Annotated in this window: 14 protein-coding genes; 7 read left to right on the top strand and 7 right to left on the bottom strand. The window is 57.1% G+C overall.

The genetic code is table 11. From position 1 onward, the window contains the following. The first annotated feature begins 24 nt into the window (after window positions 1-24). From ileS to SV253_05950, 6 genes are all read left to right on the top strand, one after another. Window positions 25-3,138 (top strand): isoleucine--tRNA ligase, encoded by a 3,114-nt coding sequence (ileS, locus tag SV253_05975; GenBank protein ID MDY6775611.1) that lies wholly within the window; start codon window positions 25-27, stop codon window positions 3,136-3,138. A 12-nt stretch (window positions 3,139-3,150) separates the two neighbouring features. Further along, on the top strand, window positions 3,151-4,311 hold the full coding sequence (locus SV253_05970; protein ID MDY6775610.1) for a helix-turn-helix domain-containing protein: 1,161 nt from the start codon (window positions 3,151-3,153) through the stop codon (window positions 4,309-4,311). 6 nt (window positions 4,312-4,317) lie between these two features. Beyond that, entirely contained in the window at window positions 4,318-4,986 is a 669-nt protein-coding gene (locus tag SV253_05965; GenBank protein ID MDY6775609.1) for a 6-hydroxymethylpterin diphosphokinase MptE-like protein, read from the top strand. Window positions 4,987-5,011: 25 nt separating this feature from the next. Further along, complete coding sequence (gene map, locus SV253_05960) at window positions 5,012-5,908, top strand: type II methionyl aminopeptidase (GenBank protein MDY6775608.1); 897 nt, start codon at window positions 5,012-5,014, stop codon at window positions 5,906-5,908. Window positions 5,909-5,980: 72 nt separating this feature from the next. Beyond that, a complete protein-coding gene (locus SV253_05955) occupies window positions 5,981-7,327 on the top strand; it encodes an ATP-binding protein (GenBank protein ID MDY6775607.1) in 1,347 nt (448 codons plus the stop codon). Window positions 7,328-7,333: 6 nt separating this feature from the next. Further along, window positions 7,334-8,098 carry an MBL fold metallo-hydrolase gene (locus SV253_05950; GenBank protein MDY6775606.1) on the top strand — a complete coding sequence of 255 codons (765 nt, stop codon included), beginning with the start codon at window positions 7,334-7,336 and terminating at the stop codon, window positions 8,096-8,098. Here the strand turns inward: SV253_05950 and SV253_05945 are convergent. The 3 genes from SV253_05945 to SV253_05935 are packed head-to-tail and all read right to left on the bottom strand — an operon-like array spanning window position 8,093 to window position 10,327. Further along, entirely contained in the window at window positions 8,093-9,568 is a 1,476-nt protein-coding gene (locus tag SV253_05945; protein ID MDY6775605.1) for a PAS domain-containing sensor histidine kinase, read from the bottom strand. The genes SV253_05950 and SV253_05945 overlap by 6 nt on opposite strands. After that, window positions 9,565-10,068, bottom strand: coding sequence for a hypothetical protein (locus tag SV253_05940; GenBank protein MDY6775604.1), 504 nt, complete (start codon window positions 10,066-10,068; stop codon window positions 9,565-9,567). Before SV253_05940 ends, SV253_05945 begins: the two co-directional genes overlap by 4 nt. A gap of 58 nt (window positions 10,069-10,126) precedes the next feature. Continuing rightward, window positions 10,127-10,327, bottom strand: coding sequence for a hypothetical protein (locus tag SV253_05935; GenBank protein MDY6775603.1), 201 nt, complete (start codon window positions 10,325-10,327; stop codon window positions 10,127-10,129). A 48-nt stretch (window positions 10,328-10,375) separates the two neighbouring features. On the opposite strand from SV253_05935, the gene SV253_05930 reads away from it, so the two are divergent. Beyond that, entirely contained in the window at window positions 10,376-11,263 is an 888-nt protein-coding gene (locus tag SV253_05930) for a site-specific DNA-methyltransferase (GenBank protein MDY6775602.1), read from the top strand. Between the two features lie 21 nt (window positions 11,264-11,284). Here the strand turns inward: SV253_05930 and SV253_05925 are convergent, their stop codons facing one another. The 4 genes from SV253_05925 to SV253_05910 are packed head-to-tail and all read right to left on the bottom strand — an operon-like array spanning window position 11,285 to window position 15,701. Further along, window positions 11,285-12,073 carry a hypothetical protein gene (locus tag SV253_05925; GenBank protein ID MDY6775601.1) on the bottom strand — a complete coding sequence of 263 codons (789 nt, stop codon included), beginning with the start codon at window positions 12,071-12,073 and terminating at the stop codon, window positions 11,285-11,287. A gap of 54 nt (window positions 12,074-12,127) precedes the next feature. Next, window positions 12,128-12,751, bottom strand: a complete 624-nt coding sequence (locus tag SV253_05920) for a DUF2250 domain-containing protein (protein MDY6775600.1) — start codon at window positions 12,749-12,751, stop codon at window positions 12,128-12,130. 2 nt (window positions 12,752-12,753) lie between these two features. After that, complete coding sequence (gene cgi121 / locus SV253_05915) at window positions 12,754-13,356, bottom strand: KEOPS complex subunit Cgi121 (GenBank protein ID MDY6775599.1); 603 nt, start codon at window positions 13,354-13,356, stop codon at window positions 12,754-12,756. Next, entirely contained in the window at window positions 13,356-15,701 is a 2,346-nt protein-coding gene (locus tag SV253_05910) for a DEAD/DEAH box helicase (protein ID MDY6775598.1), read from the bottom strand. The genes cgi121 and SV253_05910 overlap by 1 nt, the downstream gene beginning before the upstream one ends. Window positions 15,702-15,800 lie beyond the last annotated feature (99 nt).

Below are 15,800 nucleotides of genomic sequence, written 5' to 3'. Positions count from 1 at the left end.
GAGTCTAAGAGTATGAGCATGGATATCGACGAGGTCAGCGACCAGTACGATCCTCACGAGGTCGAGCCCGAGGTCAAGGAGTACTGGAGCCGCGAGGACGCCTACGAGCACACGAAGGAGGTACACGAGGACGATCCCGACTACTTCTTCGTCGACGGACCGCCCTACACGAGCGGTCAGATGCATCTCGGAACCGCGTGGAACAAGACACTCAAGGACGCCGTTATACGTTACCTCAGGATGCGGGGTCACAACGTCACCGACCGTCCGGGGTACGACATGCACGGTCTTCCGATAGAGGTCAAGGTCGAGGAGGAGCTCGGCTTCGAGAACAAGAGTGACATAGAGGAGTTCGGGGTCGAGAACTTCATAGACGAGTGCAAGGAGTTCGCCGAGTCGAATCTCGACGCGATGAACGACGACTTCGAGTCGCTCGGTGTCTGGATGGACTGGGATGACCCCTACAGAACCGTCTCGAACGAGTACATGGAGGCGGCGTGGTGGGGATTCAAGAAGGCACACGACCGGGATCTCGTCGAACAGGGCAAGAGGGTCATAAACCAGTGCCCGAGGTGTGAGACCGCGATCGCCGACGCCGAGGTCGAGTACGACGAGATAGAGTCACCCTCGATATACGTCAAGTTCCCCGTCAAGGGCGAGGACGCCTACCTCGTAATCTGGACGACGACACCATGGACTATACCCGCTAACATCTACGTCGGTGTCGACCCTGAGACCGAGTACGCCAAGGTCAGAGCCGAAAAGAACGGTGAGACAGACGTACTCTACGTAGCCGAGGATCTCGTCGAGGACGTACTGCGTAAGGGAAGATACGACGACTACGAGGTCGTCGAGACTCTCGACGCCGACGAACTCGAAGGCAAGGAGTACACACATCCCTTGGAGGATGAGGTTCCAAAACAGAAGGAGTTCGACGCCGACGAGATAGTCCACCGTGTCTACGCCGCCGACTTCGTGACTTCCGAACGCACCGGACTCGTCCACGCCGCGCCGGGGCACGGTCTCGACGACTTCGAGTTCGGGAGCCAACACGACCTCCCCGTCTTCTCTCCCGTCGGCGGCGACGGAGTCTACACCGACGAAGCGGGGAAGTACGCCGGAGAGTTCGTGAGGGACGCCAACGACGACGTCATCGAAGACCTCGACTCGAAGGGTCTACTTCTCTCTTCGGGGAGCCACGAACACCGTTACGGACACTGCTGGCGGTGTGACACCCCCATAATATTCATAGCGACCGACCAGTGGTTCATCACTGTCACCGACATAAAGGACGATCTCCTCGACGAGATAGACAAGAGCGACTGGTACCCCGACTGGGCACGTGACTCACGTTTCAGGGACTGGGTCGAGAACGCACGTGACTGGAACGTCTCACGACAGCGTTACTGGGGAATACCAATACCCATCTGGATCTGTGACGAGGGTCACGAGACGTGTATAGGGACGAGAGACGAACTGAGACAGAAGGCAATCGACGACGTCGACGAGGTAGACCTCCACCGTCCGGGCGTCGACCCGATACGTGTCGACTGTGACGTCTGTGGCTCCGAGGCGGAGAGGGTCGAGGACATATTCGACGTCTGGCTCGACTCTTCGGTGGCGTCGTGGGGAACACTCGGCTACCCCTCGAACGACGAGGAGTTCGAGAGGCTCTGGCCTGCCGACCTCATAATCGAGGCACACGACCAGACACGTGGCTGGTTCTGGTCACAGCTAGGAATGGGTGTCTCCGCGCTCGACCAGATACCCTACGAGAAGGTTCTGATGCACGGACACGCTCTCGACGAGGACGGTCTCAAGATGTCGAAGTCACGGGGCAACATAGTCACTCCTCAGGAGGCTATCGAGAGGTACGGAGTCGACCCTCTACGTACCTTCCTACTGTCGCACAACCAGAAGGGCGAGGACATGAGGTTCTCGTGGGACGAGCTAGAGGAGACCCAGAGGAAGCTCAACGTCTTCTGGAACACCTACCGTTTCCCTCTGCCCTACATGGATCTCGACGACTTCGACCCCGACGAGACGACTGTCGAGGACGTCGAACTCACCAAGACAGACGACTGGGTTCTGTCACGTCTCGAAACCGTGAAGTCGGAGTTCTCCGACGAGATGGAGGAGTTCGAGATACACAAGGCTCTCAACGAGTTAATCGAGTTCATCACGGACGACGTCTCGCGGTTCTACATACAGGTCGTCCGTCCGAGGATGTGGGAGGAGGAGGACTCCGATGACAAACTCGCGGCTTACGCCACACTCTACAGGGTTCTCGACGAGTCAGTACGTATGATCGCTCCGTTCGCTCCCCATATCGCTGAGAGGATGTACGACAACCTCGGAGACGTCAAGACGGTACACGCACTCGACTGGCCCACGGATCACGAAGGGTACAGGGACGAGAAGTTAGAACAGCGCATAGAAGTCCTCAGGGAGATAGAGGAGGCGGCGGCGAACGCGAGACAGAAGGCGGGCAGAAAGCTGAGATGGCCTGTCAAGCGTATCGTAGTCGACACCGACGACGAGACCGTGAGAGACGCCGTTGAGGCGCTCGAAGACCTGCTTCTCGACAGAGTCAACTCCAAGTCGGTCGAGGTCGTAGACGGCTGGGACGAACTCGTGAGACGTGCGAAGCCGAGGATGGACGTCTTAGGACCCGAGTACGGCTCTCTCGCGGGAGAGATAGGCGAGGAGATACGGGGTACGACTAAGGAGGATCTTTCCGACGAAATCGAGGTCGACGGCGAGACTGTCGAGATCACTGACGAGGTCGTCGAGTTCGTAGACGAGACTCCCGAAAACGTCGGAGGTGCTGACTTCGGCGCGGGAGACGTCTATGTCGATGCCACACTCGACGACAAGATAGAGTCGGAGGGGTATTCGAGAGAGGTAGTGAGGCGTATACAGGAGATGAGGAAGGAACTCGAACTAGATGTCGAGGAGCCTATAAGGGTAGACCTCGAAATCCGGAATGATAGAGTTGAGAGTCTCATCGACCGCGACTTCGTCGCCGACGAGACACGCACCGACGAGTTCACGAGCCTCGGATCGCCCGACCTCTCGGAGACGTGGGACGTTGAGGGGGTCGAGATGGAGATCGGTGTCAGCGTCGTCACGGAGTAACTCAGAAGACATATGAGCTACCAACGGTCAGAGTCAGTATCAGATTCGGAATCGGACGGATCGCGGCGTCTCGGTAGAGTTAGCCGTCGGAACGCCGTCCTCCTACTGACCGCTGTGGTGGCTCTGTCTCTTCTCACAGCCCCTGTCTCGGCACAGACTCCTCAGACGAGCCCCGATGGATTCGACATAACAGTCTTCGAGATACATATACACGAGAACGGCAAGGCTACCTGGACTATCGAGATGAGGAGACAGCTTAACACTGAGGAAGAGATACAGGGGTTCCGTGATCTGAGGACTCAGTATAACTTGGGCGAGGTCGAGATATTCACGGGTATTGAGGAGAGACTTCGGGAGGTCAACACTGTGGCTGTCAACCAGACGGGACGTGAGATGTCGCTCAACGACTTCGAACGCGATCTCCTCGTACGTGATACGGTCACCGGGAGCGTCGGAGTTGCGCGCCTGCGTTTCAACTGGACGGGATTCGCATCGACCTCGTCTAACGGATCGAGGGTCGTCGTCGGAGACGTCTTCGAGGGCGGCTTCGTCGTAGGAGAGGGACAGCGTCTCATAATACGCTACGACGAGGGTCTCACTGCGACGGATGTCGTTCCCCCAGCCGACGTATCGGGGGAGAACTCGTACCAGTGGGAGGGACAGAGAGCATTCGAGGACGGCAGACCGCGTCTCGTCCTGACTACGAACTCGACTTCTGGGTCGGGATCGGGGTCAGAGCCTCCGACTGACTCGGCAGACTCGGGTCTCTCAGAGCTTGAGGTGGGTATAGGAGTCTTCCTCCTCGTAGTGGGTCTTTTCGGTGGTGTCTACCTCGGACGTAGGATGGGCGGAAATAGACCTCCTGAGCCAACGCCAGCCGTGACTCGGAACGGATCGGGTTCCCAGACACCTCGACAGCCTGAGACGGAGGACGAGTCGGAGGACGAAGACACTGAGGAGGAGGTCGACGAGGAGCTTCTGACTGACGAGGACAGGGTCTTGCGTCTACTACGACAGAACGACGGAAGGATGAAACAGGCTTCTATAGTCGAGGAGACGGGATGGTCGAAGAGCAAGGCGAGCATGGTTCTGAGCGACATGGAGGACGAGGGGAGGATCTCGAAGCTGCGTCTCGGACGTGAGAACGTAATCGACCTCGAAGAGGACGACTGAGACGGAATGGAGTTCGAAGACTGGGAACCGATCTACGAGGCTATACTCGAAGACCTCGGATACTCGCGCGACGACGACCTTGCCTCGGCGAAGCTACTCGACTCGTACCTCGATCCCTTCGACCTCGGACGTCTCGGCTCGGTTATAAAGACGAAGACCGTCTACGTCGTGGGAAACGCCCCGTGTCTCGAAGACGAGATCCACGGAATTCCTGATCCTGAAACCGAAGACACAGTCGTAGTAGCCGCCGACGCAGCCTCAGAACGTCTCTCGGAAGCCGGAGTCGATCCCGACGTAGTCTGTACCGACCTCGACGGCTCCCCGTCTCACGCCGCGGATCTCTCACAGTCGGGCACAGTCGTCGCAGTACACGCCCACGGCGACAACACCGACCTCATAGAGGGATGGATCGAGGAGTTCGACCTCTCTAATACTCTCGGCACGACACAGACACGTCCCTTCGGAGACGTCCATAACTTCGGCGGATTCACCGACGGCGACAGATGCGCCTTCCTCGCCGATGAGTTCGGAGCCTACTCCCTCTCGTTAGTCGGCTTCGACTTCGACGATCCTTCGGTCAGCCCCGAGAAGTCACGTAAGCTCGACTGGGCGAGACGTCTTATCCGTGTCCTGGAGAAACGCCGAGACGAAACCATACTCCAAGGACAGTCTTAAGAAAGAAGACTACGTCTTGGATATAATGACTGACACTGACACTGACACTGACACTAACTACGAGAAACACCGTGAGGCGGGGGAGATACTCGTCGAGGTACGTGAGGAGGCTGCTGACTCCGTCGAGCCCGGAGTCCCACTCCTCGAAGTCGCCGAGACTGCCGAGGAAAGGATACGTCAACTCGGAGGCGAGCCCGCCTTCCCCGTCAACATATCCCGTAACGAGGAGGCGGCACACGCCACACCTTCGAGGGACGACGAGACGGAGTTCGGCGACGACATGGTCAACCTCGACATAGGCGTACACGTCGACGGATGGATAGCAGACTCCGCGGTCACAGTCGACATGACCGGGAACACGGATCTCGCCGAAGCACCCGAGAAGGCACTCGAAGCCGCGATAGACGTAGTCGAGGCGGGCGTCTCGACAGCAGAGATAGGACGCGTAATCGAGGAGACGATAAATGACGAGGGATTCAACCCCGTCTACAACCTCACGGGGCACGGTCTCGACGAGTACGAACAGCACACCTCACCCTCGATTCCCAACCACGCAGTCGACCAGGGTGTAACGCTCGACGAGGGAGACGTCGTAGCCATAGAGCCCTTCGCGACCGACGGAACCGGTAGGGTCAACGAGAAGGGCTCCGCCGAGATATACTCGCTCGTCGAGCCCGACGCGCGTATAAGGTCGAACGCGGCGCGTGACCTCCTCTCGACGATCAACGACGACTACGGGACCCTCCCCTTCGCTAAGAGATGGCTCCCCCCCAAACGTCTTGACATGACAGTCTCGCGTCTCGAAAGACGTGACATCGTACATTCGTACCCGACCCTCTCGGAGGACGAGGGCTGTCTCGTGTCACAGGCGGAACACACTGTTGTAGTCGAGGAGGACGGCTGTGAGGTCATAACGCGCTAACGAGATAACGAGACACCCGCGACAGAACGTTGTGCTTATGTCGTTAGCACACGTATATTTAGGAAGCGCAGAATGGAACCGATAGATGTCATTGAGCTGATGCTAACGGCGGAGGTCTACAACGACAACCCCGAACTCGACGAGAACGACCTCCCGCCCAAGCTACGTAAGACTGTCTGGAACGGCGAGGGCGAGATAGAACGTCCCGTCGAGATAACTGAGGAGAGGGTCGCGGAGATATTCGACACCGAGGACGTCTGGGACTCGGTGAAGACGCTCCCGTTTACCGACAGGAACAGCTTCGACGGGAAGCTGAGCTTCACTGTTACGGATCTCGCTACCGACTGGTACACAGACAACGCCACAGAGGAGAGGATACTCAACAATCCCACTCTCGCGTACTACTACGACGAGATCAAGAACGGAGAGCTAGACGGCGACCTTGAGATAGACTACGAGACTTCGAGGGCACAGAACCCGCCGAAGGAAGCCGATACTGAGTGGGTACGTTCACTCGTCAACGACCTCGTGAACGAGGAAGAAGAGGTCGAGAACATGCTCGAACTCGTCGAGATATTCGCTCCCGAGGAGATCGACCAGAGCCTCGACGACATAGTTCTCACCGACGAACAGCAGGGCGAGGTCAAGAAGGTCATGAAGGCGATAGAGTACCGTAACTACCTCCGCCAGGTGGGTCTGAGCGAGATAGGTAAGCTCCTCTTCGTCGGACCTCCCGGAACGGGTAAGACGAGTACCGCGAAGGCTCTGAGCAAGAGGCTCGACCTGCCGTTTGTCGAGGTCAAGCTCTCGATGATCACGTCTCAGTACCTCGGAGAGACCGCGAAGAACGTCGATAAGGTCTTCGAACTCGCTAAGAGACTCTCGCCGTGTATACTCTTCATAGACGAGTTCGACTCGATAGCCAAGACGCGTGAGAGCGAGGAACACGCCGCACTCAAGAGGGCTGTCAACACACTCCTCAAGAGCATAGACGACATATCGCTCGTACAGGACAGCGTACTCCTGATAGGCGCGACCAACCATCCGAAGCTACTCGACCACGCCGCTTGGAGACGTTTTGACGAGATACTCGAGTTCCCCGCTCCCGACGACGAGATGAGGGCGAAGATATTCGAGATAGTCACGAGCGACATAGAGATAGAGGACTTCGACCCCGTCGAACTCGCCGAGGAGACCGACGGACTCACGGGAAGCGACCTGCGTCTCGTACTACGTGAGGCTGTCCTCGACGCTCTCAAGGGCGACAGGACGACACTCACACAGCAGGATCTCATCGACGCTGTCGGGAGCTTCGAGAAGAGGAAGAACCTCAAGGAGATGGACATGATGGAGGGATCACCCACCTCGGTCGCGGATGACGACGACCACGACCACGACCACAGCCACTCCGACGACTGACCCGAGATGAGGCTGACTCTTCTCGGAACAGGAGACTCCGCGGGTGTGCCCCAGGTAGGCTGTTCGTGTCCGACGTGTGAGCGTCACACCGAAGAGGGACGTGAGAGGACGAGGTTCTCTCTTCTCGTCGAGAACGAGGGTAAGACTCTACTCATAGACGCCTCGCCCGATCTCAGGACACAGCTTCTGCGTGAGAACGTCGACTCTCTCGACGGTGTCGTCCTCACCCACGGACATTACGACCATTACTCGGGTCTCGGGAACCTCTACAGAACACTCGGGGAGGTCGAAGTCTACGGAGCCCCGAACGTACTCGACTACGTCCTCGACGACAAGTACTCCTACCTCAGGATCTTCGAGAGACACGACGTCGAACCGTTCGAGGAGTTCGAGTTCGCGGGTCTCAAAGTACGTCTCGTTCCCGTACACCATCCTCCCTTAGAGACCTACGGTGTCGTCGTGACCGATCCCGACTCGGGTGCTAAGCTCAGCATAACAGGAGACACCTCGCGCGAGATTCCCGATGGGAGTCTCGAAGCCATGGAGTCTCCGGATCTCGTAGTAGCCGACGCATTCGCGTCGACCGATGTCATCGACAGAAAGATCTCCGACGACGGCTACTCCTTCGCCGACAAACACATGACCTACGAGGGCGCGTTAGACCTCGCCGACGAGATAGATGCCGACGAGACCGCACTCGTCCATCTCTCACACTTCTTCCGACACGAACGCGACGCGATGGGGGAAGACGGCGACACCTACGTACTATGAACTGCTGTTCGCCGACGGCAGCCTCATACGTACTATGCTACCTCTCGGCTGGTTCTCCTCGAATCTCAGAGAGCCGCCCGACCTCTCTACTATGTGGTGTACGAGCCACAGTCCGAGACCGCTTCCGTGGTAGAGAGGCTGTATCTCGGTCTCCGTCGGGAGAACCCTGACTTCCTCGTCGGGGATTCCGGGTCCGTTGTCTGCGACAGTTATCTCGACACAGTCCTCGCTCGGTCTCGTGCTCACACTCACCTCAATACGTGGCGAGTCGGAGTCGTTGTACTCGGCTGCGTTACCTATGAGTTCGTCTATCGCCTTCCCTATCTCGGGTATAGCCCTTACGCCCACCGGATTCGAGGGCGAGGGCGCGTCGTAGACGATCTCGTAGTCGGGATATCTGTCTCTCAGAGTCTGTATACGTCCTTCGAGGAGTGTGTCTACTCCGAAGACGGTACTCTTCTTGTCTTCCGAGAGGACATCGACTATCTCTTTCTCCTTGTCGGTCGTCTCTATGAGACTTTCAGCAGTCTCTATGATCTTCGCCGCCTCGTCACGGATCTCTCCCGAGGATCTCTCACGTATTATCCTCGCGTAACCGAGTACGACGTTCATCTCGGAGTGCATGTTATGACGCAGAACCCTGTCGAGAACCTTGAGCTGTTTCTCCCTCTCCTTGACCTCGGTGACGTCTCTAGCTATGCTGAGCACGGCGTCTGTGCCGTCGTACTGTGTCGTCGACGAATGTATTAGGACGGGAGTCTCGTTGCCGTCGCTGTGTATCACCGACGCCTCGAATAGGAGCTCCCCCTTCTCGTCTATCTCCGCAGTAATCTCCTCGGGACTTTTCCCCAGGTCGGCTGTGACGTCTTCGGGAGACATCGAGAGTAGCTCCTCACGTGAGTATCCGAGCTTCTCGACAGCGGCGTCGTTTGCGTCGAGGAAGCTGCCACCGACTTCGTGGACGAATACGGGGTCGCTTATCGAGTTGAAGAGATCCTCGTACCTCCTCTTACTCCGTCTCAGATCCTCGGTTCGGTGTCTCACTACCTCCTCAAGGTTCTCACGGTGGCGTCTGAGCTCCTCCTCGGTCTCGCGCCGTCTCTCTATCTCTCTTCTCAGCGAGTCGCTGTGTTCCTTGACCTTCTGGTAGTAGAGAGTGAGTGTAGCGACGACGATGAAGGTCAGGCTGTTGAGACCTCCGCTGACCGGCGAGACTGACTCCCACAGACGTGTCCTACCTGCTGTTACGAGGACACGGCGGAGTATATGCCCCACTGACCGTGAGAAGGCGAACAGAGCGAAGACATACGACATCCAGAGTATGTAGGTACCTATCGCTCCCGAGACTTTCCGGCTGAACTTCCTTCCCTCGACCACACACGCGGCTGCGAAGACCATCATGAGAACCGATCCGACTATGTCGACGACCCAGACGGGAGCCATCGGCAGAAGTACGGAGGAAGAGGTCACGTCTCAGCCTCCTTCTGTATCCCACGGTCGTCGGTGTCTTCGCCCTTATTGAACTCCCTCAGACCCAGATAGAAGAAGAGCATCCCCGGTACGGATAGTAGATGGTCGAACCTCCCGACGTAGTAGACGAGAGCCGTGTTCGAGAGTCTGAGCGACTCGCTCCAGTTCACAGCTGATCCCACGAAAGCCGACTCGGGAATCTGAGTGAGAGCGGAATGTGTCACGAAGGTGTCGACGTTCCAGACCGCGAAGAAGACCGCACACACAGCGATCTTCGACCACGCGGGGTCGCCGAGGTTGCCGCTCTGACGTATCCTGTAGACGAGGTATACCATGGCTCCGAAGAATACGACGTGAGCCATCTGGTGGACATAGAGCCCCTCAGGTGCCCCGTGTCTCTGTGTCGCCGAGACGGTCGACGGTGCGACACCGAGAACGAGAAGAACAGCGACTGCCGAGGAGACGGAGTACTCAAGCCTTCGCGTGACTGAATCTCGCATCTCTAACTGTATAAACGGCGGAAGCTACTTATACTGTTGGACAGGACAGTGAGACGGCTCAGAGAGACGTAGACGTGAGTTCGTCGCCCGTCCTACGGCTTCTAACTTCGAAACTGTATGGAAGTCGGTCTAGAGAGTCACGTACCGCGTCTTCTATCTCTTCCCAGTCATCACCGTCGGGTCTCCTTTCGTCGGTGAGTTCGACCTCGATATCTACCGGCTCGTCGAAGTAGTCGGATCGTTCGAGTGTTCCGAACATAACACGAAGACTTTTGGATCAACTCGGTATAAATCTACGCAGGTCTCGATGTCAAACGTCAACGTAGTCAACGACGACTGTCTCGATTATCTCCGTGAGAACACCGTATCGGATATCGATCTCACCTTTCTCGACCCACCGTTTAACCAAGGCAAGGATTACCCCAGCCACGACGACTCGATGGAGGAAGACGCCTACTGGGCGTGGATGCGCGATGTCTCCGCCGAGATATACGACGCCACCGCTGAGGGTGGTGCAGTCTACTTTATGCAACGTGAGAAAAACGCCGACGATGTCCTCCGTATTCTTCGGGACACTGGATGGACGTTCCAGAACCTGATTATCTGGGAAAAAACTACATCGGCTGTACCGTCGAAGTACCGTTTCGGTAAGAAATACCAGATTATCGCTTTCTGCACGAAGGGAGACAAGCCCGCGACTTTTAACCGTCTCAGACACGACCCACCAACTCCGGAGAATTACGACCGCGAGCGCGAGAACGGTATATATCTGACCGACGTCTGGAAGAACGTGCGTGAGCTGACATCGGGATACTTCGCCGGGAACGAGCCATTACGTGACGAAAACGGCGACCGCGTCCATAAACAGCAGGCACCTATTGAGCTTCTGACGAGGATAGTTCTCTCATCTACATTACCTGGGGACAAGGTCTTCGATCCTTTCGCGGGAACCGGCACTACGGGAGTCGTCTGTGACCAGCTTGACAGAGACGTAGTTCTCGTCGAGAAGGACAGTAGCTACCACAGACTAATCCAGGAGCGCATCGAGGAAGAGAGACCTGCTGATGATGTCTCAGAGCTATACGACGACTACCAGTATACAGAAAACCTCGACGAGATATGGGGAGGAAAGGTCGAGTCGGGTACGGATAATTCGAGCGGTCAGGAGGACATAACCTCATTCGCTGAGGACTGAGTGGTCAGTAGTTCTCGATTACTAAGCACGGCTAACTGCGACGTAGAAGACGTCTTCCCTTTCCGGGTAGGCGTGTTTTATCCTCGATGTCTCTACCTCGGCGTCTATCCGCGATCCGAACTCCTCAGTCGACTCGTACTCTGACTCCGGAACTACCAGTGACAACGCCCCTGACGGAACTTCGGGATGTTGGTTTGGGTTCAGATCGTTGTCGACCTCGTACATAATACGGTAACGTATCTTGACCCCGGTCGAAGTCTTCCGTGTCTGACTGAAGTGCTTCCGAACATACTCCTCGTCGTCTATTATGTCGAGAAGCTCGTCGTACCTCTCCTCGTCGACGCTAGGACGTATTTCTTTCAGAACCTCACCGATAGTCTCGGATATGGCGGATGACTCCGAGTCTCCGAAGTAGCTACCGTGGACGAACGAGACCGTGGGTATGTCGTTTCGGTTCGTCCTTATGAGGTAGTACACGTCTCTCTTTTCACTAAAGTCGGGACTGTCCTCTGCTTCTTCCAAGGACTCGCGCATACTACGTTTAGTCTCCCCCGTAATCTCCTCCAGATCGACTACGCTCTTCTCACCGCTCGGATACGTCGAGTTGAAAGATGTCATAGTCGAACTCTTGCTATCCTTGACCTCTATCATACCTCCGTCACGGAGTATCATGTCCGGAAACGCCCTCTTGCTACTATATCCGACAAGCCGGTCACCGAAGTCGTAATCCTCTATGTTGCCGTCAAAATTCATGAACTCGTCTGCCTCTTTGACGAGCTTCGAAAACAGTTCGTTGATGGGTCTCGACATACTGTGCTAGAACTCCGGAGAGACGGGATAATGTAACCTGGCCTGTCGAGAAACTCACTCCCTTTCCGACCCCTTCTCGTAATGCCGGAAAGCGTTCTCGTCGACGCTGAGTTCGGGAAGTATCTCTACCTCGACGCCTTCGAGCCTAACCGTCTCTCTTCCCTCTTCTATCGCCTCCTCGACCTCCGAGTAATGCGCGTATATCAGGTCGGCACTCTCGGCGTGCCTCCTTCTCTCGATCTCCTGACTCATCTCGCCGGCGATCTCCTCGGCGTCCTCGTATATAAGACGTGCCGCCTCGGTCTCGCGCGGGAGGAAGTCGAAGCTCCCGATCACCTCCTCGTAGACCTCCTCGCCTCTCGGTGTCGGCTCGTAGTAGGTGTGTTTCATCCGTGTGTCCTTCTCCTGTTCGCGTCTCTTGAGGGTGTGTTTGACCGACGACGTCGGGACGTCGCGTTTGAGTGTCCTCCCCTCGACTCTCTCAACGAATCCCTCGTCCTCAAGCGTGTGTAGTGCCTCCTGTATCTCCTTCCACGGCGTCTCGGTTCCGACACCGAGGAGGCGTCTCTCGATGTAACGCGCGCAGTCGGGTCCTATGTCGGTGACGTGGGCGAGGGACGCTATCCTCATAGGATCGCTCAGAACCCGCAGTACGCCGTTTTCTGTCGACTCTATCATATTTACTTGTTGACGTCGAGGAGAGCGACACGTTCGAGGACGAGTACTTCGAGCTTCGACTCGCCGACTGCGTCTATCTCTTCGTCGCCTATACCGAAGAACTCCCTCAGCACTTGGGGATCGGAGCTGTCTCCGTTCCATCTCCCGACCGAGTCGGAGTTTACGAAGTCGGAGTTACTTAGTTCTTCGACGGCTTCGTCGACCTCGTCGGGGTCTCGACAGCCGTCCGACTCCGAGTAGACGACGAATACCGACGTCGACTCTCCTTCCTTGACCCCCATCTCGGTAGCCACGTCTATCTGACGTGTCCCCGCGGCGTAGAGAAGAACCTCCATCGACCTCTTCCTCGCGACGTTCTCACCTCTCTCGAACGCCCTCTGTGTCTTCCTCACCGCCTCCTCGACGTGTCGGCGCGAAGCTAAGTACTCGACGTCGAAGCCCTGTACCACGACGCCGTGTCTCTCGCCTATTCTGTCCATCTCCTCTATGAACCCGTCTATATCGTCTATCTCCGTCTCCGTCTCCGCCTCTAAGACACGTATCTGTGTCTCTGACTGAGTCTGTGTCTGAGTCCCTTCCCCCGTCGTTCTGTCTGTCCCGGTCATCAGAAATCACCTATCGAAGACTGCTTGGTCTCTTCTACGGCTGCCTCGCCGTTTACTGCCGCCTCTATGTCGTCGGGAGAGATGTCTCTGCCTGTCTCCGACAGAACCTTCGACGCCGTCTTCTTTCCGAGTAGAGACGCCACAGAGTCGACGTCGGCATCACGCAGGTCGTCTCTCGACTCTATACCTGCGTCGTAGAGACGTCTCGCCCTCACACGTCCTATCCCCCTGACTCCGACCAGGTCGAGAAGCTCGTCCTCGACACCGTCGGAGACCCTTCTGCGTGTGCGTGAAACAGTCTCCAAGATGTCGTCGTCTGTACCGACTGTCTCGGCGACCGACTCGGCGGCGTGGAGGAGCCAGTCGGCACGTTCGACCTTTGCGTTTATGTCTCCGGGTCCGACGCCGTACTCCTCGGCTATCTCCTCGGTGTCGTCCTCGTGTATCCAGTCATAGACGACACGCGCCGTCTTGAGAGACGCTAACCACGACTCGAAGCCCCTGTCGAACTCGCTCGGCGGATCGACGAACTCCTCCTCGTGTTTGACCGCGAAGTCACGCATCTCCTTTTCGTCTCCCTTCCGGAGGTAGAACGGATACATGTCGGGTGTGTCACAGACTCCTTCGAGGAAGGTCAGCGGCGTCGGATCGAACCCAGTCTCTGCACTTCCTTCGAGAGCCCCGACTATCTCCGCTCCGGTCTTGGGGTCGATGTAGAGACGTGAGACCTGGTGTCCGAGGTCTGTGGCTTCGATGCCGTCGTCACTCACCTCGACCATCTCCACGTCTTCGAGGTACTCGATCACTTCCTCCGCGATACTTCCGAGGTCGGCTTCCTCCTCCTGGTAGGCGTAGAATGTCGCGTCGAGGAAGCTACGTAGCTCCTCCCTCGAATCCGCGAAGCCGCTCGCTACAGTCGATAGGACGTGTGTCCTCAGAGCACTCCGGCTCGCTAACTTAGAGTAGACAGACTCGGGCTCTCCGTCTATGTAACGTTCCCAGACTTCGTCCCTGTCGTCGTTATCCGAGGCGACGAGGATAGCCTCTCCATAGGGATCGAGACCCGGACGTCCCGCCCTTCCGAACATCTGGTGGACTTCGAGGACGGGGAGCGGCTTCATTCCTGCGTCGGTGTAACGCGTGTGGTCACGTACTATGACGCGTCTCGCGGGGACGTTGACCCCAGCGGCGAGTGTCGGTGTCGCACATATGACCTTTATGTCTCTCGCCCTGAAGCTCTCCTCGACCTCCTTCCTGTGGCTACTCCTGAGACCCGCGTGGTGGAAAGCGACGCCCTCCGAGACGTACTCGGCGAGGCTCTCGCCCGTCTCCGTGTCGGCGTCTTCGAGTATACGTCTTGCCGCCTCTCCGACCCCTTCTCCCGTGTCTAAGCCGAGATCTGAGAGCCTTCTCGCGGTCGCCTCGGCGCTTCTCCTCGAACTCACGAAGACGAGACACTGACCACCGTCGTCGACCGAGTCGGTAACGAGGGACGAGACAGGATCACTTCTCGTCTGTATCTCGGTCTCGGCGTCTGTTAATCTTTGATTAGCGGGGCATGACGAGACGCTTCGCGTCTCGTTGCAACCGAAAACGCTACGCGTTTTCGCGGGTATGCCAATCTTTGATTGGCTACAACACAAATCAGAGATTTGTGGAAACTCGCAAATCTTAGATTTACGAACGTCCTCGAACTCTATCACTCCTTCGCCCTCAGTGTAGACCCCCTTGCGGAGGTCGACGGGTCTCCAGTCGGTCTCTACGAGCTCGGCATCGAGCCATCCCGCTATTTCGTCGGGGTTCTCGACCGTCGCGCTCAGTGCGATGACCTGTAACTCGGGGTTGAGACGTCTCAGCTTGGCGAGAGTGACTTCGAGAGTCGGACCCCTGTCGCCCGAGTCGAGGAGATGAACCTCGTCTACGACGACACACGAGACGTCACGTATCCAGTCGGCTCCGTTACGTATCAGAGAGTCTGTCTTCTCGCTCGTCGCCACTACGACGTCGTTGTCGGAGAGGTAGTCGTCGGTCGAGTCGTAGTCTCCCGTCGATATACCGACGTCGACTCCCGGAAGCTCCGAGAACTCGTCGTACTTCTCCGAGGCGAGTGCCTTCAGGGGGACTATGTAGAGCGACTTACCTTCCGACGAGAACATCCCTAACTGGGCTATGAAGGTCTTGCCGCTCGCCGTCGGAACCGCCGCGACGAGGCTCTCTCCGTCGGTGACCCCCTTCTCGACAGACTTCTCCTGAGGAGGGTAGAGACTCTCTATCCCCTTGTCGGCGTAATGTTCGAGGAGGTCGTCGTCGATCGTCTCGGATATACGGGAGTCGCGGATTTTCATCTTTATCTCTATCTCTTTGTGCTAAGAAGTGATACGTGATCCCCGAGTGAACTACCCCACCCTGCTCGCGCTGACGCGCTCGCTGAGGGAGGGGCTTCC

The organism is Candidatus Afararchaeum irisae (genome assembly GCA_034190545.1).
Lineage (GTDB): Archaea > Halobacteriota > Halobacteria > Halobacteriales > Afararchaeaceae > Afararchaeum > Afararchaeum irisae.
This window is presented reverse-complemented; position numbering and strand designations above follow the sequence as displayed.

Coding starts and splice junctions, on each gene's coding strand:
- SV253_05970 (MDY6775610.1), top strand. CDS start 3,151: ATGAGCTACCAACGGTCAGAGTCAGTATCAGATTCGGAATCGGACGGA.
- SV253_05965 (MDY6775609.1), top strand. CDS start 4,318: ATGGAGTTCGAAGACTGGGAACCGATCTACGAGGCTATACTCGAAGAC.
- map (MDY6775608.1), top strand. CDS start 5,012: ATGACTGACACTGACACTGACACTGACACTAACTACGAGAAACACCGT.
- SV253_05955 (MDY6775607.1), top strand. CDS start 5,981: ATGGAACCGATAGATGTCATTGAGCTGATGCTAACGGCGGAGGTCTAC.
- SV253_05950 (MDY6775606.1), top strand. CDS start 7,334: ATGAGGCTGACTCTTCTCGGAACAGGAGACTCCGCGGGTGTGCCCCAG.
- SV253_05940 (MDY6775604.1), bottom strand. CDS start 10,068: ATGCGAGATTCAGTCACGCGAAGGCTTGAGTACTCCGTCTCCTCGGCA.
- SV253_05935 (MDY6775603.1), bottom strand. CDS start 10,327: ATGTTCGGAACACTCGAACGATCCGACTACTTCGACGAGCCGGTAGAT.
- SV253_05930 (MDY6775602.1), top strand. CDS start 10,376: ATGTCAAACGTCAACGTAGTCAACGACGACTGTCTCGATTATCTCCGT.
- SV253_05925 (MDY6775601.1), bottom strand. CDS start 12,073: ATGTCGAGACCCATCAACGAACTGTTTTCGAAGCTCGTCAAAGAGGCA.
- SV253_05920 (MDY6775600.1), bottom strand. CDS start 12,751: ATGATAGAGTCGACAGAAAACGGCGTACTGCGGGTTCTGAGCGATCCT.
- cgi121 (MDY6775599.1), bottom strand. CDS start 13,356: ATGACCGGGACAGACAGAACGACGGGGGAAGGGACTCAGACACAGACT.
- SV253_05910 (MDY6775598.1), bottom strand. CDS start 15,701: ATGAAAATCCGCGACTCCCGTATATCCGAGACGATCGACGACGACCTC.